Source organism: Rothia sp. CCM 9418, assembly GCF_048512825.1.
GTDB lineage: Bacteria > Actinomycetota > Actinomycetes > Actinomycetales > Micrococcaceae > Rothia.
On record NZ_JBLXXX010000001.1, the window covers coordinates 444637 to 464487 of the forward strand.

Below are 19851 nucleotides of genomic sequence, written 5' to 3' on the forward strand. Positions count from 1 at the left end.
CCACCCAAAATAGTTAACTCTCCTGAGACAACGCCTTATTCAAACGCTCCACTTTACCGGTTATTTCACCGCTATCATGCCCCGGGCGAATATCAGCTTTAACCACCAAAGACACTCGAGGAGCAACAGCAGAAACAGCCTCCGTCGCACGCTTAATAACATCCATGCATTCATCCCACTCACCCTCAATAATGGTGAACATCGCATTCGTCTCATTCGGCAAACCAGACTCATTCACAATCTTCACAGCCTGAGCAACAGCAGTATGGACAGAACCATCTTCATAGGCACCACCAGTGGGTGCAACAGAAAAAGCAAATAACATATTTTCACCCTACGACACATCACACACACACTCAATACCACGTGTCAAAGCATCGTCATAAAAATAGAACATTCTCATGAGTTACCCCACAGAGGGAACTAATCTACCCCACTGCTCGCCTATTAAGGCATAAAATTCAAATGAACTATCGACACAAAAGAGTGCCGTGACATCCGCCCCACCATCGGGACGTACAAGAGATAGTAGAAACGAGACATGACAACCGGTATCTACCTTTCAGCAATGAACCCGCTTTCTGGCAAGTCCTTGGTGAGCTTAGGTCTAGCAGACTCCCTCATCAAACGTGCAGATCGAGTCGGCTACTTCCGCCCTGTCTTCAATGGACAAACCGAAGCCCAAGACCCAATGCTCAACCTCATGCGGCAAAACTTTGGGCTTACCAGCCTACAAGCCCGCGGAGGAGTGTCCCTCGAACGTTGCCGTGAGCTTCTCGCTCAAGGCAACCACGAAGAAATGTCCTCTATTGCAGTATCTGTCTACGCAGAAATGGCCTCAGAATGTGATGTCATCATCGTCGATGGTACTGACCTCATGGCTCACAACGCAGTCACCGTCGAATTCGACCTCAACGTGCAATTCGCTCGCGACCTTGGGCTACCCGTTATCGCAATAGTTGGTGCACAAGAATCCTCTGTACAAGACATCGTCAACGCCGTAGATGTCGCGCGCACCGAACTAACCAACGCCAAAGTCGACATTTTGGGCATTATGGTCAACCGTTGCAAACCAGAATTACGCGAGGAAATTCTCAAGAGCGTCAAACGCGGCCCCTCAAAGCGCCCCGTCTACGTTCTTCCAGAAATTCCTGAGCTTGCCCTACCTTCAATCTCCGAAATGGTAGCAGCGCTGGAACTATCCGCTGAAGGAATCGACGAAGAACACCTCAACCGAGATATTCACGATGTCAAAATTGCGGCAATGACCGTCGCAAACTTCCTTGACCAGTTCACTGACGGAGACTTCGTCATTGTCCCAGGTGACCGCACTGATGTTGTTGTCGCATCACTTGCTTCAGCGCTTTCGCCCACATTCCCAGCACCTGCTGGTATGCTCCTCACCGGCGGATTCTCTGAGGTTAAGAATGACACTGTCATTAGCTCCCTGATGAGTAATGCACCATTCCCGGTCTTTGAAACCACCATGGACACCTTCCAATCAGGACGAGCAGTATCACGTGTCGAAGGCTCACTCTCTAACGGACAGCCTCGTAAAATTGCTGCAGCACTCGGTGAATGGTCCCGCTCTGTAGACCCTGATGAGTTGCTTGAACGTCTCGAGTTAGAGCGTCCTGCATCCATGACTCCGCTACGCTTCTTGCATAACCTTATTGAAAAAGCACGCCAAAGCCGTCGCACTATCGTCCTTCCTGAAGGCCATGATGTGCGCATCCTTCGTGCATCTGAAATTATTGCTCGGCGCGATTTCTGTGATCTTGTACTCATCGGTAATCCCGCAAAAATCTCTGAGATTTGTCAGGCTGAGGGCATTAACCTTCCTCTCGCCGGAGAAGATAAGAACGGTATCCGCATTATCGACCTCAACGATAATGAATACACCGAAGATTTTGCACAAGAATATGCTCAGCTACGCGCGCATAAAGGCATGACGGTTGAAGCAGCTCGTAGCCGTATGCAACAAGATGCCTCGTACTTCGGCACCATGCTCGTCTACAAGGGCATTGTTGACGGTATGGTCTCTGGTGCTGTTAACACCACCGCAAACACCATCCGTCCATCCCTTGAATTCGTAAAAACTCGCCCCGGCGTTAAAATTGTTTCTTCCGTATTCCTCATGCTCATGGAAGACCGTGTTCTCGTCTTTGGCGACTGCGCAGTAAACCCCAACCCTAACGCAGAGCAGCTTGCTGATATTGCTACAGCCTCAGCAGAAACTGCCCGTCAATTTGGTGTGACACCTAAGGTTGCGATGCTCTCTTACTCCACCGGAACATCCGGTTCTGGAGCAGATGTTGAGGTCGTACGTGAAGCAACCGAAATCGTCAAGGGAAACAACCCTGACTTTGAGGTTGAAGGGCCCATCCAGTTCGATGCAGCATCTAATATGTCTATCGCTTCTTCAAAGATGCCAGACTCCAAAGTTGCTGGCCAAGCAACAGTGTTCGTATTCCCCGATTTGAACACCGGTAACAACACCTACAAGGCTGTACAGCAAACTTCTGGTGCCGTTGCTGTTGGTCCGGTACTTCAGGGGCTACGTAAACCTGTCAACGACCTCTCTCGTGGTTGCACCGTTGATGACATCATCAACACCGTTGCTATCACCGCAATTCAGGCTCAAACTCTCTAAAAGGTACAACGGTGGATCTGCTCAAAATAGCAGGCTTCCCGTTAAAGCGTTAGGGTTGTGCAACAGCATATGCTGTTGCACAACCCCCTTAGATTCTCTATAGAAAAGGAAAATATTTTGCTTATTCTCGTTGTGAACTGCGGTTCATCATCCGTCAAGTATCAAGCACGTGACACCTCTTTGCCAGAAGCTGAGCAGGTTCTCGCTAAAGGACTCATCGAAAACATTGGCACTAAAATCCCAAGCCATACAGAGGCTCTTGCCATCATGGCAGAAGATCTCAAGGAACCTCTCCACGGTCGTGAAATCCAAGCAATTGGACACCGCGTTGTTCAAGGCGGAGATGTTTTCACTGAACCAGTACTGATCAACGATGAAGTTCTTCAAAAGATTGATGACCTATCTCCGTTAGCCCCCCTCCACAATCCTGCACACGTATTGGGTATTAAAGCAGCGACTGAAACATACCCTGGTGTTCCTCAGGTGGCAGTCTTTGATAATGCGTTCCACTCCACCATGCCAGAACATGTGTATCGTTACGCTGTTCCAGAAGAGTTCTACGAAAAATATGGCGTTCGTCGTTACGGTTTCCACGGCACCAGCCACGATTACGTTACTGGTATCGCCGCAGAATTCCTTGGTATTGAGCGTGAAAAGTTTAATGCTGTTGTTGCTCACCTCGGTAACGGTGCATCCACTACTGCTGTTGCTCACGGTAAGTGCCTAGATACTTCTATGGGCTATACCCCTCTTGCTGGCTTGGTGATGGGCACTCGTAGCGGTGACATTGATCCTTCTGTTCTCACATCTTTGATGATGCGTAATCCAGAGCTTACTGCTGAGCGTATGGACCAGATTCTCAATAAAGAATCTGGCTTATTAGCGATTGCCGGAGATAATGATATGCGCGCAGTTGTTAATGCGATGAAGGACGGCAATGAACGAGCAAAACTTGCTTTGGATATGACAACCTACCGTCTAGCTAAATACATTGGCGGTTACCATGTAGCTGTTGGAGGTATGCAAGCTCTTATTTTCACTGCAGGTATCGGCGAAAACTCTTCTGAGTTCCGTGCGCTCACTATCGAACGATTGGGTGCTCTAGGTATCACTCTTGACCCTGAGGCAAATCTTGTTCGCGGTGATGATCCGCGTATTATCTCCACGGAAGATTCTGCTATTCCTGTTCTTGTTATTCCAACCAATGAAGAGTTGGCTATTGCTCAGGCAACCGAAGTCATTGTAGCTTCAGCATAATTATTTTTCGGTTCTAGCTACTCTGCGGGGCGTACCCTCATCTCAATGATGGGTACGCCCCGCAGAGTATTTTGCAGTTTTCTCTGGAACGGTTTCGGACGTTAATTCGTCCCTAAGATGAGGTTCTCATCGTCGATAATGCGTACTATAGTAACCAGTAAACACCCTTGTCGAGAGTGAAAGAAATAGCAATGAGTCAACCTCCACACGACGATGTTCCCACAACAGGGCAGCCTTCTGAAGGCAGAGCTTCACACAGTAGTTTGCCGGTAGGAGCCTCGAATCTAAGAGAACGCCCCTTGCCTGACGATCTCTCCCGCGGGTGGATTCCAGAAGATACGCGTCAACGCCCAATATCGCCGTTACCTGCACCAGCGTTGCTGAAATATCAATCGTTGATGCCGTTTAAGTTTGTGAATTCGCTTCGGCACCCTGGTGAATTACCGTGGGTCATTGCTGCGTATTTGCTGACCTTTGGGGTATATATTGCTGGTTTTATTTATCTCGTTGTTAATTTTGTATCGGTGGTGACGGGTGCAGCCGAAGGTGCTACTCTTGGTGCAACGCTCAAGCAGCTTCTCCTCTTAGCAATATATGCCCCGCTGGGAATATTTATTGTTCGTGCTTTAGCCTACGCAAGAATTAGGCTTACTGCCGTTCGTATAACGCCCACTCAATTCCCTGAAGCCTACCAAATGGTTGTTGACGCGGCGCGCGCTAGCGGACTTCGTCGCGTACCAGATGCCTACGTACAACTAGGCAACGGGCAGATTAACGCTTTTGCGTCGGGTCATGGTCATCGTCGTTTTATTGTCATCTACTCAGACCTTTTTGAGATAGGTGGGAAAGCAAGAAACCCCGAGGCTCTACGCTTTATCATTGGGCATGAGGTGGGGCATATTGCTGCTGGACACGTCAGCTATTTCCGCCTCATCTTTACGTCATTTTTTATGCAGATTCCAGTTCTTGGTTCGACGCTCTCACGAGCACAAGAATATACCGCCGATAATTTTGGGTATCGTCTTGCACCTCAAGGCGCGCTCCAAACGATGGGTGTTCTTTCTGCTGGAAAATACTTGTGCAACGAGGTCAATAGCGATGAGCTAGCAAACCGCGCAGTCTACGAAAAGGGGTTCTTTACGTGGATGAGCAACCTATCCTTGACGCACCCTCCAACAACGTGGCGTGCACATGCTTTGCGTGACCGCTCCGAGCCAGGGCGTCTCATTTGGCGTCCAAAAGTCAATCCACAGTATCCTCTATCTGCTGTTCCAGCAGCTGATCCAGCTCGTCTATGGCCAGACCCGTTGCAGGCAACAGACTTCATGAATATTTACCCAGAACGTGCTGATAATGAGCATTGGGGTATCGTTCAAACGCAGAAGAAAGAGCCAGCTACCGAGCGTGACCGCCGCATATCCGACACCCTCTTCACACTATGGGTTCCACCGCATTTGCGCCCTCAGATGCCAGCTGAGAATCATGCACAGGAATCACAGAGTGAAGAAACGTCATATACTTCTACATCTGCAGAAGAAGGCAATGACGATGAGGGCCGTATCGTAAAATAGCCTCTATGGCTCTTCGTATTCCACGCATCACCGCTGACCCGCTCATCATGTTGATTTTGCTGGCAGCGGTGATTGCTTTTATCGCACCAGCCACAGGCGCTTTTGCTGAGAGCTTTTCATTAGCAACAAAAATTGCTATTGCTTTATTATTCTTTCTCTATGGTTCTCGCCTTTCTCCTCAGCAGGCTTTAGAGGGGTTAAAGCATTGGCGTCTTCATGTGTTGATTCTTGCTTTCACTTTTATTATTTTTCCTTGTATAGGGGTCCTTCTGTTCCCAATGGGTATGGTGTTGGGACATGAGCTATATTTAGGCATTTTGTATATGACTCTTGTTCCTTCAACGGTGCAATCTTCTGTGGCCTTTACTTCTATTGCTCGCGGTAATGTTGCTGGTGCAATTGTTTCTGCTTCTGTTTCGAATATTGTGGGGGTCTTTGCGACACCACTTTTAGTCATGTTTTTGATGCACTCTGATGGCATTGCCATTAGTGGAAATATCTTTTTGGACATTGCTATACAGTTACTTGCACCGTTTATTGCAGGACAGCTGATGCGTCGTTGGAGTGCAGATTTTGCGCACCGTCCGGTGACAAAACAGGTGGATCGTCTCTCTATTGCCATGGTGGTTTATATGGCTTTTTCTGAGGGCATTGTTCACGGTGTTTGGAGCCGTATCAGCTGGTGGCAGTTATCTCTTCTAGTAATTTTTTCAATAGTTTTTGTGTACGCCATGTTGTGGCTAACACGTGCGGTTGCTTCTCGTGCTGGGTTTAGCCGTCAGGACATTATCGCTATTCAGTTCTGTGGAACGAAGAAATCTTTAGCGACGGGTCTTCCGATGGCTGCTGTTATTTTTGGTAGCACTCAGGTGGGTGTTTTGATTGTTCCGTTGATGATTTTCCATCAGGTGCAATTGATGGTGTGCGCTCATCAAGCTACTCAATATGCCAAAAAAGGAATATAGGATATAACGGCTCTTGACAAGCTATCATATCCTATATTCTTCGGATTTCCTGACGGTTATAGCCCTAAAGCTTCTACTGTGCGAATCAGAGAAATATGCGCTAGAGAATGCGGGAAGTTACCCGTCATGCGTTGAGCAGCGTAGTCATACTCTGAGCTCATCAGGTTAAGATCGTTCGCAACCCCCAGTACTGTATCGAGAATTCTTCGCCCGTCTTGTTCTCGGCCAGAACGTATGTATTGTTCTGCTAACCAGAGCGAAGCTGCGCAGTGTAGGTTATCTTGGTCTTCAAAACCGTCAAACCCGTTGCGGTTAATGTAGCGATAAATCATTCCGCTAGCATGCTGTAATTCTTGTTCAATTCTGCGGACAGTGCCGAGCATGCGTTCGTCAGACCAGTCTAAGAAGCCTACCTGTGGAAGTTGCAACAAGGAGGCGTCTACGGTGGTTCCGTCGTAGGTTTGCACGAAGGAATTCAATTCTGGGTTGTAGCCGTGTTCGAGAATTTCTTCTGCAAGGCTGTCTCGACAATGTGCCCATAATGCTCCGTCTCCGGCAAGTCCGTAATCTTCTACTGCTAATACTCCGGCGTTAAAGGCTGCCCATAGCATGACTTGAGAGTGAGTGTAGATGCGAGGTTCTGCTCGCATCTCCCATAGTGATCGGTCTGCTTGTCCGATTCGTTCAACGGCTGAGTTGAGGAGTTCTTTTTGTAGCGGCCATGATAGGTGGTCCTCCCCTACTCCGTTATGACGCAAGTTTGCGAAGGTGACGAGCATCTGCCCTAGAGCGTCTGCTTGGAAATATTCTCCTGAGCCGTTACCTGAGCGAACCGGTTGTGAACCTTCGTAGCCTGGTAATGCGAGGCGACGGTCTAGGTCGTCTTTTTCTCCGGCGACACCGTAGACGGCGTGAAGTTTTTGAGGGTTATTTGCTACGGCACGAAGTATCCAGTTTCTTAGTTGGGCAGTTTCTCGTTCGTGTCCGTGTGTAAGGGTCACGTCCATTGCCATGGCGACGTCTCGTAGCCATGAGAATCTAAAGTCCCAGTTTCTGTTACCGCCTAGGGTTTCAGGTAGCGATGTGGTGAGGGCACCGACGAGTCCGCCAGTTTCTCGGGAGATGAGGGCGCGTAGTGTGAGTAGTGCGCGTAGCCGTGCTTCTCGGTAGAGTGCATCGTGCTCATTTTGGGTGTCTTCTGCGGTGTTTGGCAGGATGGTGTGCGTTGCTGTTTGCGCGAGTTCGTGGTAGGTCTGTGAATCAATTTCTGGTAGTTGCGTATTGGTCACAGGGTCATTTTCAGTGTTGAGAGCTTCACCGATAGAGCGTGTTGCCCAAACAGCGGTTTCGTTGGTGTTCGTTGAGTCTGAGACAGCTTCTGTTGCGGTGATGACAGGGCGTGATGATGTTTCTGGTGCTGGTTCGTTGCGCCCTGCGGTGAAAAGTTCTGACCATTCGCTCCATTGTTCGTTGGCGTAGGTCAAGGCGGTGTCATAGTCGATGGGTGCAGGCGGGTTGTGGTTTGAAGCGAAATAGCTCAGGGAGAAAGAATAGTGTTGTCCGGCAGATACAACGAATGTGTCGGTATGGGCACCATGTTGGGTGTCGGGAATGGTATCTCCACGGAAGACGAGTGCGTGAGGTCCAGCCATTCCGATGACCATGGGGTCGGTGTCTCCGTCGGTGTAGCGGGTGACCCATGGTGTTGTTTTTCCGTTGTCGAATCGCATGGTGAGTTCGTGGAGCATGACGACCTCTCCGGTGAGCCCTTCGACGTTTCGTACGATGGAGGTTCCGCCGGTTAGCGGCATAAAATCTGTGACGCGTACGCTGGCGTCTCCGATGTGCCAGATGGTTTGGAGAGTGAAGGTGTTTTCTCGGTAGGAGCGTTCTGTGCGGACTTCTTCTACGGGGGCGGGGTTTACTGATTCTAGGGGCGCAAGCAGCCAGCGTCCGTGTTCTCTGTCCCCTAGTAGGGCGGCGAATACGGCACCGGAGTCGAATCTTGGGGCGCAAAACCAGTCAATGGATCCTGCGCGGGAGACAAGCGCTCCAGTGTTCATATCAGATAATAATGCGTAGTCCTCGATAAAAGAAGCCATGGGGTTAACACTAACCTAAGCTTAGTTTTCTGGGGAGGGTAGAAGCGTCTTTCGTGGTTTTTTGCAGAAATAAATACCTTCTTCACCTCTTGTTTTATACCCCTAGGGGGTATATCTTAGAGGTGAGTGTTTCACCATAGAACACCAAACACTACGGAGGGAACTGCGATATGTGCCACCAAGAAGAAGTCCATACAGACACCTCACCGCCTCACGGATACACCTCTAAAAAAGAAGCGTATCTCAAAAGGTTACGTCGCATTGAGGGGCAGATTCGCGGCATCTCACGCATGGTAGAAGAAGACCAATATTGCATTGATATTTTGACGCAAATATCAGCAGCTAATAAGGCACTACATGCTGTTTCTATCGGCTTGCTCGAAGAACATATCGGACATTGTGTTGTTCACGCGGCAGAAGAATCTCAGCGCACAGGAGACCACCGCATCGTCGAGCATAAAGTTTCTGAAGCTAGTGCCGCAATTTCACGGCTTTTACGCTCCTAAACAAACTTTCCTTGCACATCATAAAACCTAAGAATATGGAGAAATATCATGGCAGAAACTATTGTCAAAGCAACTGGACTTACCTGCAACCACTGCGCAATGAGCGTAGAAGAAGAGCTCAAAGAGCTTTCTGAAGTGCAAGAGGTCAACGTGGACGTTGTGAAGGATGGAGAATCCACCGTCACGATCTCGCACGAAGAAGAGTTAAGCAAAGATAAGATTCGTGAAGCCATCGCAGAAGCCGGCTTCACCCTAGTGGATTAGTCCTCACTGACCTTGAGGGCACCTCATAGCTCTCATAGAACTGAGGTGCCCTCTGCTTTTTATACCCCTTCTTAACCTCTAGGAAAATAACTGTGAACGAGCAACAAAACCAACGCGTTATCAATCTTCATATTGGAGGCATGACCTGCGCTTCCTGCGTTGGGCGGGTAGAGCGCAAATTGCGCAAAATTGACGGAGTGGACCCTTCCGTTAATTTGCCGTTGTCTTCCGCTCGAGTACTTGTTCCAGAAGGTGTAGAAGCTGAAGAACTAATTCGCACGATTGAGAAAGCTGGGTATACGGCACAACTTAAAGAACCAACGATGAGCCAAGGAGCGTCTTCTTCTCCTGAGCATACAGAGTTAGATTCTCTCAAACAAAGAATCTGGGTTACAGCAGTATTTGCTGTTCCGGTGTTCTTTATATCGATGTTTTCTTCTGTTCAGTTTCCGCATTGGGGTTGGGCGGTTGCACTCCTTGCGAGTGTAGTGGTGTTTTGGTCAGCGATTCCTTTCCATCGTGCAGCATGGACCAACCTGAGACACGGTATGTTCACGATGGACACTCTCATTTCGCTAGGTGTTCTTTCGAGTTATTTCTTTTCTTTAGCTCAGTTGCTGATCGACCCTGCAATGACAGCAGCTGTGCATGCTCATTCTGCGCATAGCCATCAACTTTATTTTGATTCTTCAACGATGGTTGCTTTTTTCCTCTTGATAGGACGTTACATCGAACAGCGTATTCAGCAACGTTCTTCTCGCGCTCTTCATCAACTTCTTGAGCTGGGCGCTAAAGAAGCTCGTATTCTTCGTCATGGTCAAGAGGTCAAGATTCCAGCTCAAGATGTTATGCCAGATGATGAGTTTATGGTCTTACCTGGAGAGAAAATTGCTACTGACGGTGAGGTGATTGAGGGTAAATCATCTGTTGATATGTCTCTCGTGACCGGTGAATCTGCTCCGGTTGAGGTTGGAGTGGGAGATACCGTCACAGGTGCTACGGTCAATCTTTCTGGTGCTTTGACGGTCAGGGCCACTCGCGTGGGGGAAGAGACGACTTTAGCTCAGATAGGTGCTCTTGTCTCTGAGGCTCAGGCAACTAAAGCACCTATTGCGCGTCTAGCAGATAGGATTTCTGCGGTTTTTGTTCCGGTAGTTCTTATGATTGCGGTGCTGACATTCCTTGCGTGGTGGGTGTTCTCTCAGGACGTCAATAGCGCTTTCATTGCCTCAGTATCTGTTTTGGTGATTGCATGCCCTTGTGCCTTGGGTCTTGCAACTCCTACTGCGCTTCTTGCGGGAACCACGCGTGCTTATCAGCTAGGTATTCTAATTCGTTCTGCACAAGTGCTAGAAGATACTCGCGATATTGGTGCAATTATTTTCGACAAGACAGGAACAGTTACTGCAGGAAAGTTTAACGTTGTTCATACATTGCCGTTGAGCGGTAGTTCCTCGCGTCTTACTGTTGAGCAGGCTCTTACCTATGCTGCGTGTGTTGAAAAACGTTCAGAGCATCCTATTGCTCAGGGAATTATCCGTCGTGTAAACGCTGATTATAGTTCTGTGGTTGAGCCAGTTATAGAAGATTTTACGATGACCGCAGGTGGCGGTGTGCAAGCATGTATACGGTCTTCGGAGCAAAAGCACACTGTGATGGTTGGGCAGCGTTCTTTCCTTGAGGAGCATTCGGTGCAGTTGAGTGAGAAAGATGCCCTCTTATTACGGCAGGAGCAAGAACGGGGCTTAACAGTGGTCATGGTTGCTGTTGACGCTACCCCAGTTGCTCTCATCGCGCTTCAAGATACGCCAAAAGATGATGCAATAACGGCTATTGCCACATTAAAGAAGCAGGGACTACGCCCAGTGTTACTAACCGGTGACGCTCAGTCTGTTGCAGAATCTATCGCACGTCAAGTGGGTATTGCAGATGAGGATGTTTTTGCTGGGGTATCACCATCTCAAAAGGTAGAGACTGTTAAACGCCTTCAAGAAGGTGGGGTACGTGTTGCCATGGTGGGTGATGGTGTCAATGATGCGGCTGCTTTGGCACAGTCCCATCTTGGTATTGCGATGGGTTCTGGAACAGATATTGCCATGGAAGCATCTGATATGACGGTGATGCGTAGCGATGTACGTTCTATCGTGACAGCAATTGAGCTTTCGCGAGCAACGTTGAGGCTAATTATGTCTAATCTTGTGTGGGCGTTTGGGTATAACTTTATTGCTATTCCTGTGGCTGCTTTGGGATTGTTGAACCCGATGATTGCTGGCGCTGCGATGGCTTCTAGCTCGGTGATTGTGGTTCTTAATTCTTTGAGGTTGATGCGTTTCCAAGAAAATTCTTCAAAGTAAAACAGCTAGTAAATCAGCAAAAACATAAGTCCACTGAACATTTTTAAGAAAATACCGTGACATTTTCTCTTGTCATTTCGTCTTATTAGTGACGGCACCTCAGGCGCTTCGACCAATATCTCTTGGGGTGCCGTTATCTAAAATTTTTTTAGCCATTATGACAATAAACTCGCAAGGAGAAAGAATCATGGCACAGAACACTAAGGTAACCCCTGCAGATGTAGAGTCCAAGAGCACTTCAGCTTCCTCTGGTCCTGCAAAGAACATTGGCGCAGATAGCGGTCAGGGTACCACCCACGTCAATGACGCAGTTATCGCTAAGATTGCTGGCCTCGCTCTTCGCGACGTAGAAGGCGTTTACGCACTTGGTGGCGGCGCAGCTCGCGCATTGGGCGCTATTCGTTCCTTCGCTGGTCAGGAAGAAAACCTCAAGCAGGGTGTTTCTGTAGAGGTTGGACAGACTCAGGCTGCTGTGGATCTCTCTCTCGTTGTTGAGTACCCTTACCCCCTCTACAAGGTTGCTGAAGACGCACGTAACTCCGTCATCAAGGCAATTGAAGACCTCGCTGGTCTTGAGGTAACTGAAGTAAACATCGAAATTCTCGATGTTCATGTTGCTTCTGAAGATGACGAAGAAGAAGTAGAAGAAGAAACCAAAACTGAAAGCCGTGTTAAGTAGTGAGTAAGACTCTAATCGGATTATTAGTAGCCGCAGTGCTTGCATATGCAGCACTTGATCATGGATTTGGCGGATTCCTCCTCGCTGTAATTTTCCTTGCAGCAGGTGGATTCCTCGGGGCAATGCTCGAAAACGGTTCTTTGAACCTTGATGAAGCATGGAAGTCTCTCGTAAATAAAAAGGGTTCTTCCTCCAACTAATCCATGTCACTTCGGTGAATAGTCCACGAAAGTACAAGCAATGAATTCAAGTAGTCGCGGAAACACGATTGTTGCCCGCAAGGCTCTGGTTACCGTGTGCACTGCTGTTGCTTCTGAGGCGTTCGGTGTGGCGTCGTCTGATATTAAGACGACGCTCACCGATCACTCAGGTAAGCTCGGCGTGAACATTTCTATACCGCTTCGTGCTCCACGTCTCGACGAGATTCCCACTTCACCTGACTTTCTTCAAGAAATGGGTGGCACGGTCTTTGATTTGGTGGAGCGCGCTCGTGCGCTAGTTATCGCACAGGCCAGTGAGATTACTGGTCGTGAGATTGGCGCAGTAAATGTCAGCATTTCAGGTATTACCGAGTACGGAAAGCAGGTGCGTGTTCAATGAGTCGTCATCAAGAATATGTCGAAGAATACCCCACCGCTCGTCGCGCTCCAGGGCCGTTTGTTAAATATATGGTTCGTCGCGAAACGCACTCTTCACGTGCTGGCGTCTCCATTTTCTTCGCGGTCTTATTGCTCGCCGTCATTCTTTGGGCTGGTATTGAACTAGTTTTGAGTATGGCAGGGCAGAAGGCTCTTTTGCTCAGCGGTGAACAGATGTTTGATGGTGTAGCTCAGCTACCTTCAGGCATACCTGACTGGGCACTCTACCTAACGGGTGCTGTTCTCGTCATCCTCGGTATCTTCGCTGTTCAAAAAGCGTTGTCACCTGGGACTTTGGCAAAGCATTCTTTAGGATCTCGCCAGAGAGTCGCTTTTGTTGCAGATGATAAAGTCATCGCTGCGGCAATGAGCGAGGCAGTACGCCGTCAATTCGGTTTCAATCAGGAGCAGGTCACCACAAGTATCTACCACGCTAAGGCTGTTGTAGAGATTGTTCCGACATCTGGTTCGGTTGTACCGACTCAAGAAATCACTGATTTTGCACAAAAAACCTTGGACGCATACGGTTTTGTACCGACAATGCGCGCTTCGGTCACTGTTGCTGGAGAAGGGCTGGTGGCATAAAGATGGGTAACGCACCTCGCGCACTCAATAGAATCTTACTGACCCTCTTCGGCTTAGTATTCCTTGCTTTAGGTGCAGGGCTTATCGCATTGAAAGTCTCTGAGCCTTTGGCACAGTACTGGAATGATGCTGTTGATCAGGTAGAACAGCCAGCACGCGATGTGTTTGCGGCAGCTGCGACTCCTTGGGGTTTTAGCTGGGTAACAGTCGGAGTTGTTGTTCTAGCGGTTATCACCGTTTTCCTTCTGGTACGTTGGATTTTTGCTCAGCATGGTAACCGCGCTCATTCTGTAGCTTCTAGTCAGCACTCGGTAAAGTCGCAGGGCTCTCAGGGACGCACAGAACTTGCTGCTAGTTTCGCTAAAGACGCTGTCAAAGAGTCTTTTGAGCAAAACCCTGACGTTCTAAGTACAAGTGTTACGGCACTTAAACTCCCCAAGAAAACCTCTGGATTATTTGTCAAGGTTGAAGTTCGACAGGGCGCAAACCCTCTCTCACTACGGGAAACAGTTGATAAGACTGTTGCTGGTTTAGATGCCCTTACAGGACAAGAAATTCCTGTAACGGTCTATTTGACCGGCGGGATTCGCGCCATGATGTCCAAGGACACACAACGGGTAAACTAACCCTTAGAACACATAAGGCAGAACCACACGAGTTATTAATGTTGTTGGTTCTGCCTTGTGTTTTTGTGAGACCGGGAAGGAAAACACATGGCATTACTCACCCCCGATAGAGTAGCAGGACTATCTGACGCATTATTGTGCGAAAGATCTGCAAACGGCGATTCAGACGCATTTCAAGCTCTATTACGTAGACATGCTCCTTCCATGAGGGCCTACGCTATTCGGTTAACAGGAAGCACCGCTGACGCAGACGATGTTCTCCAAGAAACCTTTATTCAGGCGTGGAAGAAAATGGATACGGTCGAGAACCCTGAACGTGTTAAAAGCTGGCTCATGATGCTTGTCAACCGTAAAGGAATCGATCTTATTAGAGCGCGTAAGCTCAACGCCGACATTGATAATTCACCCGAACCCGTCGCTGCAGGAGCTACTCCTGAGCAAAGTGCTATTACGGGTTCACAGATGGGTGCGCTCTCCGAAGTGCTCAAAACATTACCCGTTCAGCAACGGCAGATATGGGTGATGAGGGAACTTGGTGGAGCCTCATATAAAGAAATTGCACAGACATTGATGATTAGCGAATCTAGTGTTCGAGGAAAACTTGCTCGAGCAAGAATCGCACTGCTTGATGGATTGGAGGGCTGGAAATAATGTCTGATTGTAGAATCCCTCTCAGCGTCTTAAGTGACTGGTTGGATGATGAACACGAAAATAATGAAACGGTAGCCCATAGAAAAACAACAGAACATATTGATCAATGTCCTGTATGTACACAACGGGTCAAGGCGCTACGTAAGCTCGGCACACTCACCGCTGAGCTCTCTGAGCATGACCTTAAAGAGCAAAATAAGGATACGAGCTGGATTGATACGCTCTTGAATAATATTGCTCTCGAAACTAAAGCTGGACGTTCTATCCCCCTACGCTCAGATAACGAGTTTGACCGTCTAACGCAGACGGAAGGTTCAGTTATCTCAGCTATCCGTTCAGCTGCTGATGAGTTAGAGGATGTCGTTATTGGTAAATGCCATCTTGATGGTGATGTGACTGTTATCGATTCCCCCATTACGGTTAATGTCACTGCATCTATTCGTTTTGGCACAGTTATTGACAACGCTGCTGAAGAGTTACGGACACTGATTCTCAAAGAAATTGAGCGTATTAGTGAGCTGAACGTTCAGATGGTGAACGTGACGATTCAAGATATTTTTGATGCTGCTCAAACGCAACACACACGTCAGAAGAAAACTGGTGCTTGGGGGATGCTCCGCGACGAAGCTGCCTTCGAATACCGGAAAGGTGCGTGATATGCCACAAATCATTCATGTTGAGCCACATTCCTCCCACGATTCTGATTCCCAAAATAACACGCAAGAAGAATACCAAGGTTCTGAATTATCAATTGATATTTCTCGGATACGCAAGGAAGTATTAGCGGTAGAGGGTGTAGAGAAAATCTACCCTCATTATGCTGGTGCTACACGTATTTTGCGGGCGATGAGCGCGGTTAACTCTACGGTGGGTTCAACGGTTCGAGAAACCCTTAACGGGTCTGCCTCATCTGAGCAGAAAAAAGGTATTGACTCTGATCGTTCTCGTTCTTCACAGAGTGCGGTGCAGACTCCCCAACTAAATATTGTTCTTCGTTTAGGAACAACCTCGAGTGCGAATGTTCCAGATACTGTACGGACTGTAGCGCAGGTTGTCCGTCGTATTGTGGAAGAGCCAGTGGTTCTTCATATAGACGTTGTCAATAGCTAAAAGAATATGCTGGTGACGAGTTTTCCCTCGTCCCCAGCATATTTATTTTAAGTTTTATCGCCATAACGTCTTTAGCGTTCTTGAGGGTTTTTCTCCTCTTGAGAGGTTTTCTGTTGTGCTTTTTCTGCGCGTGCTTGGGCTTCACGTCGGGCACGGGCTTCGGCGTAAAGTTTTGCTGACGAACGGTTGATTCCGGTACCTTGCCCTAGTTCAGGAGAGTTCGGTTTTTCAACAAGAATTAATGTTGCACAAACAACGATGGTAACGATAAAAACTGCACCAGCAACCGTAAACGCTAAAACATATTGTGGGCGGTTATTTGTTCCACCTGTTGCAGTGATGAAGGTTCCCCAAAACGCAACGACGGCTAGAATTGAGGCGATGACGAGTGGCCCTGTCACCTGCTCTTTGAAACCTCTAGGGCGCTGTTGTACCACTAAACTTTCCTCCTGATGTGTCTCATCCAGTCTACTCGTTAACCGGCGAGCATGCAGAGAATGTTAATCTTTCAGCTTGTCGTGTGTATTTCCCCAAAGAAAACTTCAAGCTACTGGGAACTTGGATGAGGTAAGAGACGTCGTTTTGTAGGTGTTCTATATTTCTAGAGGTTTCCCGAGCCGGTGCCACGTGATAACACCGGTGCTTAGAAACACGCCGGTAATGATTGCGCCACAGCTGAACACTCCAAGCATGGCTCTATCGCCGATACCGCTCACAGCCCAGAAGCTCAGCCCTGTTGCAAGCATCATGATTCCTTCAAAACGCCAATCTTTAGCAAGTGCGTTGTTGTTCTTTAACTTGTTTGAAAAGATGGTTTGCGCCGCACCAGAAATACACCATCCTATTCCGAGGATAACTCCGGCTGAAGTTTCTTCCCTTGCAAAGAATAGATATATCAGCGTAGTTATGCACAACACTACGGACGAGGTGACAAAGAGAAACCGACTCTTGTCTTTTTCTGTTGCAGATAAAGTTTTGTATAGGTAGCTATGCACAACTGCCAACATGACCATAAATGGTGAAATCGTATAGCGAAGTACGTCAAGACTGGGGTTCACCATGAATAACGTGATGAGACCGAATACAACGTATATTGATGCGTGGACGGCAGTCCACTGGCTTAGCAACTGTTTTTTCTGCTTTGATTGGTTGTTTGAAGATTTTGAGTGGGTACGGTTTTGAATCACGGTATAAGGCTATCGGAAAAGAGTATTTTCGTGCGAGTAGAGAACTGATAATTCTCAGAGTCTGTTTTTAGGGATTGCAGATGATGCGGGTTAGCAGTGTCATCGCTTGTTCGAGGTGCCGTTCTGATACTGCACCGAAGCCGATGATCAGCCCGTAGTCTTGACGCGGCATACCATTATGCGACCAGTATTCTCCTAAACTTCTGACGGATACTCCTTGTTCTTTAGCTCGCGCTACAACCTTTTGTTCTTTGAGGTATTGTTCTTCTGCGCTGAGGTGCGCTCTCGACGTGAATTTGAGGATGGCATGTAGCCCGCCGTCCATGGGTAGGAGTGTGCATTGTTGAGAAAGTTTGCTGTGGTCATAATAGTTTTGTACAAGACGACGTCTTGTGGCGTAAATTCTTCGCATCTTTGCGATATGGCGACGTACCGTACCGTTTTGTAGGAGGAGTGTCATCGCTTCTTGAGTAATGGCAGAGACAGGTGAGCCGAGCTGGGTTCTGAGCCTGCTAAGTGGCTCATGTAGGTGTTGCGGAGTGAGAAGGTAGCCTAGCCCAACGGCTGAGGAAAGGGTTTTAGCGAACGATCCGAGAGTAACGACACAATCATAGTGTGATGCTAGATGATGTGAGCGAGTGAGTGAAGCGAGCGCGGGGACGGGGTCTCCTGTGTAACGCAGTTCGGAGTCGTAGTCGTCTTCGACGATGAGGGCTTTGTTTTTGTGTGCCCATTCGAGCAGTTCGAGTCTGCGTGTGATAGGCATGGTGGTGCCTAGTGGGTATTGGTGGCTTGGTGCAAGAAGGATGATATCTGGTGGGGTGTGAGGAGGTAGGTGTTGGGGGTTGAGTCCTTGTGTATCGAGGGGTATCGGCATGATGGTGTGTCCGAAGGTGGCAGGAATTTTTTGTAGTGAGGGGTACCCTGGGTTTTCAACGGCGATACGTAGTGGTCGGTCTTTGATGATGGTTCTTAGTGTTGAGAGGATGAGTCTAAATCCGTCTCGTGCTCCTGATGTGATGAGTAGCTCTTCGGGGTGGGTGATGACGCTTCGGGTGATTCGCAGGTGTTCGGCTAGTTCTTTTTTGAGGGTGGGAGAACCTGTGGCAGGGTATGTTGTTCCGACGTTGGCTGCTGCGGTTCTCCATGCTGCTCTCCATGGTGTGCTGGCGAGTGTGGAGGTGTCTGGGGTGCCTGGGCGTAGGTCGATAATGGTGTTTTGAGGTGTTCTCAGGTGACTAGTGGAAAGGTGTGTTGGTGTGGTGGGCTGTGGTGTGTTGGTGTGGTGTTTGTTGTGGGGGTGAGGTAGGTGGGGGTTGATGGTTGTTCCGGTGTGTGTGGTGTGTAGGTATCCTTCTGCGGTGAGTTGTTCGTAGGCGGAGACGATTGTTCCTCTGGAGACGTTGAGACGTTGAGCGAGTGTTCGTGTTGAGGGTAGCGGGTCTGATGCGATGAGTGTGCCATTGAGGATGAGTTCGCGTATTTTTTCTGCCAGTTGGCTTGGTAGCGAGGTTGTGAGGTTGCGGTTGAGGGTGATGGGTAGTTCTACGGAAGCTGAGGTGTGCATAAGAGTGTAGTAGTTCCACCTAGTGGTCTAAAATTTTTGTTGATTCTTGGCTCTATCTTAGACCAGCGTTTTAGGGCACAGTAGAGACCATGACTGAAAATACTGAACTTCATGGATCTCCCCTCGTCAAACGAGGATTAGCAGATATGCTCAAAGGTGGCGTCATTATGGACGTTGTCAACGCTGAACAAGCAAAAATTGCAGAAGATGCTGGTGCTGTTGCGGTGATGGCACTGGAGCGTGTGCCTGCCGATATTCGTGCTCAAGGTGGCGTTGCTCGTATGAGTGACCCTGACATGATTGAAGATATTATTAACGCGGTGTCTATCCCTGTGATGGCTAAAGCACGCATTGGACATTTTGTTGAGGCGCAGGTTCTTCAATCTCTCAAGGTGGATTACATTGATGAATCTGAGGTTCTTTCTCCTGCTGATTATGTGAATCATATTGATAAACAACAGTTCACTGTTCCCTTTGTGTGTGGTGCAACTAATTTGGGGGAAGCACTTCGCCGTATTGCTGAAGGTGCGGCGATGATTCGTTCTAAGGGCGAAGCTGGCACAGGTGACGTTTCTGAAGCAACAAAACATATTCGGACTATTAAGTCTCAGATTGCTGAGCTACAAGCACTATATGCAACCTCTCCCGATGCCCTGTATGTGAAAGCTAAAGAGCTTGCTGCCCCGTACGACATCGTTGTGGAAGTGGCACGTACAGGAAAGCTGCCGGTGGTTCTTTTTACTGCTGGTGGTGTGGCGACCCCTGCTGACGCTGCAATGATGATGCAGCTTGGTGCAGATGGCGTTTTTGTTGGTTCTGGCATTTTTAAGTCTGGTGACCCTGTTGCTCGTGCACGCGCCATCGTTAAGGCCACTGCGTTCTATAACGACCCTGCTGTTATCACTGAGGCTTCTCGTGGTTTGGGTGAAGCGATGGTTGGTATTAATGTTGCGGACCTTCCAGCACCTCATCGTTTAGCTGAGCGCGGCTGGTAAGAATTGTAATTACACAAAAATTCTTGTGGTAGTTGTGCGTATTCCTCATCGAGGATGTGCACAACTATCACGTTAAAACACCGACTTGATACGTCGAAGGGTTAAAACAGTAAGTAGCAGAGCTAGGCGCTACCGGCTTAT

The 19851-nt window shown here is 48.4% G+C and carries 21 protein-coding genes; 16 read left to right on the plus strand and 5 right to left on the minus strand.

Annotated elements, in window-relative coordinates; genetic code table 11:
* Nucleotides 1–13 precede the first annotated feature (13 nt).
* Nucleotides 14–325, minus strand: coding sequence for a thiamine-binding protein (locus ACN083_RS02115; RefSeq protein ID WP_419101174.1), 312 nt, complete (start codon nt 323–325; stop codon nt 14–16).
* Nucleotides 326–541: 216 nt separating this feature from the next.
* Here ACN083_RS02115 and pta point away from each other — a divergent pair, with 216 nt between their 5' ends.
* From pta to ACN083_RS02135, 4 genes are all read left to right on the plus strand, one after another.
* The gene (gene pta / locus ACN083_RS02120; protein WP_419101175.1) at nt 542–2653 is read left to right on the plus strand and encodes a phosphate acetyltransferase; all 2112 of its coding nucleotides are present in this window, start codon (nt 542–544) and stop codon (nt 2651–2653) included.
* Between the two features lie 117 nt (nt 2654–2770).
* Nucleotides 2771–3910: an acetate/propionate family kinase gene (locus ACN083_RS02125; RefSeq protein ID WP_419101176.1), complete on the plus strand. Its 1140-nt coding sequence runs from the start codon at nt 2771–2773 to the stop codon at nt 3908–3910.
* A gap of 191 nt (nt 3911–4101) precedes the next feature.
* The gene (locus tag ACN083_RS02130; RefSeq protein ID WP_419101177.1) at nt 4102–5481 is read left to right on the plus strand and encodes a M48 family metallopeptidase; all 1380 of its coding nucleotides are present in this window, start codon (nt 4102–4104) and stop codon (nt 5479–5481) included.
* Nucleotides 5482–5486: 5 nt separating this feature from the next.
* Nucleotides 5487–6446, plus strand: coding sequence for a bile acid:sodium symporter family protein (locus ACN083_RS02135; RefSeq protein ID WP_419101178.1), 960 nt, complete (start codon nt 5487–5489; stop codon nt 6444–6446).
* Nucleotides 6447–6502: 56 nt separating this feature from the next.
* On the opposite strand, the gene ACN083_RS02140 is transcribed toward ACN083_RS02135, so the two are convergent.
* A complete protein-coding gene (locus ACN083_RS02140; protein WP_419101179.1) occupies nt 6503–8548 on the minus strand; it encodes a glycoside hydrolase family 15 protein in 2046 nt (681 codons plus the stop codon).
* Between the two features lie 170 nt (nt 8549–8718).
* Here ACN083_RS02140 and ACN083_RS02145 point away from each other — a divergent pair, with 170 nt between their 5' ends.
* The 11 genes from ACN083_RS02145 to ACN083_RS02195 all read left to right on the plus strand — a co-directional run bounded on the left by ACN083_RS02145 (nt 8719) and on the right by ACN083_RS02195 (nt 15961).
* A complete protein-coding gene (locus ACN083_RS02145; RefSeq protein WP_419101180.1) occupies nt 8719–9054 on the plus strand; it encodes a metal-sensitive transcriptional regulator in 336 nt (111 codons plus the stop codon).
* A 48-nt stretch (nt 9055–9102) separates the two neighbouring features.
* A complete protein-coding gene (locus ACN083_RS02150; protein ID WP_419101181.1) occupies nt 9103–9318 on the plus strand; it encodes a heavy-metal-associated domain-containing protein in 216 nt (71 codons plus the stop codon).
* A 92-nt stretch (nt 9319–9410) separates the two neighbouring features.
* Nucleotides 9411–11672: a heavy metal translocating P-type ATPase gene (locus tag ACN083_RS02155; protein WP_419101182.1), complete on the plus strand. Its 2262-nt coding sequence runs from the start codon at nt 9411–9413 to the stop codon at nt 11670–11672.
* A gap of 187 nt (nt 11673–11859) precedes the next feature.
* Nucleotides 11860–12351, plus strand: a complete 492-nt coding sequence (locus ACN083_RS02160; RefSeq protein WP_419101183.1) for an Asp23/Gls24 family envelope stress response protein — start codon at nt 11860–11862, stop codon at nt 12349–12351.
* The gene (locus ACN083_RS02165) at nt 12351–12551 is read left to right on the plus strand and encodes a hypothetical protein (protein WP_419101184.1); all 201 of its coding nucleotides are present in this window, start codon (nt 12351–12353) and stop codon (nt 12549–12551) included. Before ACN083_RS02160 ends, ACN083_RS02165 begins: the two co-directional genes overlap by 1 nt.
* 40 nt (nt 12552–12591) lie before the next feature.
* Nucleotides 12592–12951 carry a hypothetical protein gene (locus ACN083_RS02170; protein ID WP_419101185.1) on the plus strand — a complete coding sequence of 120 codons (360 nt, stop codon included), beginning with the start codon at nt 12592–12594 and terminating at the stop codon, nt 12949–12951.
* Nucleotides 12948–13574, plus strand: coding sequence for a hypothetical protein (locus tag ACN083_RS02175; protein WP_419101186.1), 627 nt, complete (start codon nt 12948–12950; stop codon nt 13572–13574). The genes ACN083_RS02170 and ACN083_RS02175 overlap by 4 nt, the downstream gene beginning before the upstream one ends.
* A gap of 2 nt (nt 13575–13576) precedes the next feature.
* Nucleotides 13577–14200: a hypothetical protein gene (locus ACN083_RS02180; protein ID WP_419101187.1), complete on the plus strand. Its 624-nt coding sequence runs from the start codon at nt 13577–13579 to the stop codon at nt 14198–14200.
* A gap of 87 nt (nt 14201–14287) precedes the next feature.
* On the plus strand, nt 14288–14851 hold the full coding sequence (locus ACN083_RS02185; RefSeq protein ID WP_419101188.1) for an RNA polymerase sigma factor: 564 nt from the start codon (nt 14288–14290) through the stop codon (nt 14849–14851).
* The gene (locus ACN083_RS02190; RefSeq protein WP_419101189.1) at nt 14851–15507 is read left to right on the plus strand and encodes an Asp23/Gls24 family envelope stress response protein; all 657 of its coding nucleotides are present in this window, start codon (nt 14851–14853) and stop codon (nt 15505–15507) included. The genes ACN083_RS02185 and ACN083_RS02190 overlap by 1 nt, the downstream gene beginning before the upstream one ends.
* 1 nt (nt 15508) lies before the next feature.
* The gene (locus ACN083_RS02195) at nt 15509–15961 is read left to right on the plus strand and encodes a hypothetical protein (RefSeq protein ID WP_419101190.1); all 453 of its coding nucleotides are present in this window, start codon (nt 15509–15511) and stop codon (nt 15959–15961) included.
* Nucleotides 15962–16032: 71 nt separating this feature from the next.
* Here the strand turns inward: ACN083_RS02195 and ACN083_RS02200 are convergent, their stop codons facing one another.
* From ACN083_RS02200 to ACN083_RS02210, 3 genes are all read right to left on the minus strand, one after another.
* Entirely contained in the window at nt 16033–16398 is a 366-nt protein-coding gene (locus ACN083_RS02200; protein ID WP_419101191.1) for a hypothetical protein, read from the minus strand.
* A gap of 156 nt (nt 16399–16554) precedes the next feature.
* Entirely contained in the window at nt 16555–17148 is a 594-nt protein-coding gene (locus ACN083_RS02205; RefSeq protein WP_419101192.1) for a hypothetical protein, read from the minus strand.
* A gap of 67 nt (nt 17149–17215) precedes the next feature.
* Nucleotides 17216–18715, minus strand: a complete 1500-nt coding sequence (locus tag ACN083_RS02210; RefSeq protein WP_419101193.1) for a PLP-dependent aminotransferase family protein — start codon at nt 18713–18715, stop codon at nt 17216–17218.
* An 89-nt stretch (nt 18716–18804) separates the two neighbouring features.
* On the opposite strand from ACN083_RS02210, the gene pdxS reads away from it, so the two are divergent.
* Entirely contained in the window at nt 18805–19710 is a 906-nt protein-coding gene (gene pdxS / locus ACN083_RS02215) for a pyridoxal 5'-phosphate synthase lyase subunit PdxS (protein WP_419101194.1), read from the plus strand.
* The last annotated feature ends 141 nt before the right edge of the window (nt 19711–19851 follow it).

What these genes read in the sequence shown, in the direction of transcription:
- ACN083_RS02175 (WP_419101186.1), top strand. Translation starts at nt 12,948, where the DNA reads ATGAGTCGTCATCAAGAATATGTCGAAGAATACCCCACCGCTCGTCGC.
- ACN083_RS02115 (WP_419101174.1), bottom strand. Translation starts at nt 325, where the DNA reads ATGTTATTTGCTTTTTCTGTTGCACCCACTGGTGGTGCCTATGAAGAT.
- ACN083_RS02180 (WP_419101187.1), top strand. Translation starts at nt 13,577, where the DNA reads ATGGGTAACGCACCTCGCGCACTCAATAGAATCTTACTGACCCTCTTC.
- ACN083_RS02135 (WP_419101178.1), top strand. Translation starts at nt 5,487, where the DNA reads ATGGCTCTTCGTATTCCACGCATCACCGCTGACCCGCTCATCATGTTG.
- ACN083_RS02145 (WP_419101180.1), top strand. Translation starts at nt 8,719, where the DNA reads ATGTGCCACCAAGAAGAAGTCCATACAGACACCTCACCGCCTCACGGA.
- ACN083_RS02140 (WP_419101179.1), bottom strand. Translation starts at nt 8,548, where the DNA reads ATGGCTTCTTTTATCGAGGACTACGCATTATTATCTGATATGAACACT.
- ACN083_RS02170 (WP_419101185.1), top strand. Translation starts at nt 12,592, where the DNA reads ATGAATTCAAGTAGTCGCGGAAACACGATTGTTGCCCGCAAGGCTCTG.
- ACN083_RS02160 (WP_419101183.1), top strand. Translation starts at nt 11,860, where the DNA reads ATGGCACAGAACACTAAGGTAACCCCTGCAGATGTAGAGTCCAAGAGC.
- ACN083_RS02130 (WP_419101177.1), top strand. Translation starts at nt 4,102, where the DNA reads ATGAGTCAACCTCCACACGACGATGTTCCCACAACAGGGCAGCCTTCT.
- ACN083_RS02185 (WP_419101188.1), top strand. Translation starts at nt 14,288, where the DNA reads ATGGCATTACTCACCCCCGATAGAGTAGCAGGACTATCTGACGCATTA.
- pdxS (WP_419101194.1), top strand. Translation starts at nt 18,805, where the DNA reads ATGACTGAAAATACTGAACTTCATGGATCTCCCCTCGTCAAACGAGGA.
- ACN083_RS02210 (WP_419101193.1), bottom strand. Translation starts at nt 18,715, where the DNA reads ATGCACACCTCAGCTTCCGTAGAACTACCCATCACCCTCAACCGCAAC.
- ACN083_RS02190 (WP_419101189.1), top strand. Translation starts at nt 14,851, where the DNA reads ATGTCTGATTGTAGAATCCCTCTCAGCGTCTTAAGTGACTGGTTGGAT.
- pta (WP_419101175.1), top strand. Translation starts at nt 542, where the DNA reads ATGACAACCGGTATCTACCTTTCAGCAATGAACCCGCTTTCTGGCAAG.
- ACN083_RS02195 (WP_419101190.1), top strand. Translation starts at nt 15,509, where the DNA reads ATGCCACAAATCATTCATGTTGAGCCACATTCCTCCCACGATTCTGAT.
- ACN083_RS02150 (WP_419101181.1), top strand. Translation starts at nt 9,103, where the DNA reads ATGGCAGAAACTATTGTCAAAGCAACTGGACTTACCTGCAACCACTGC.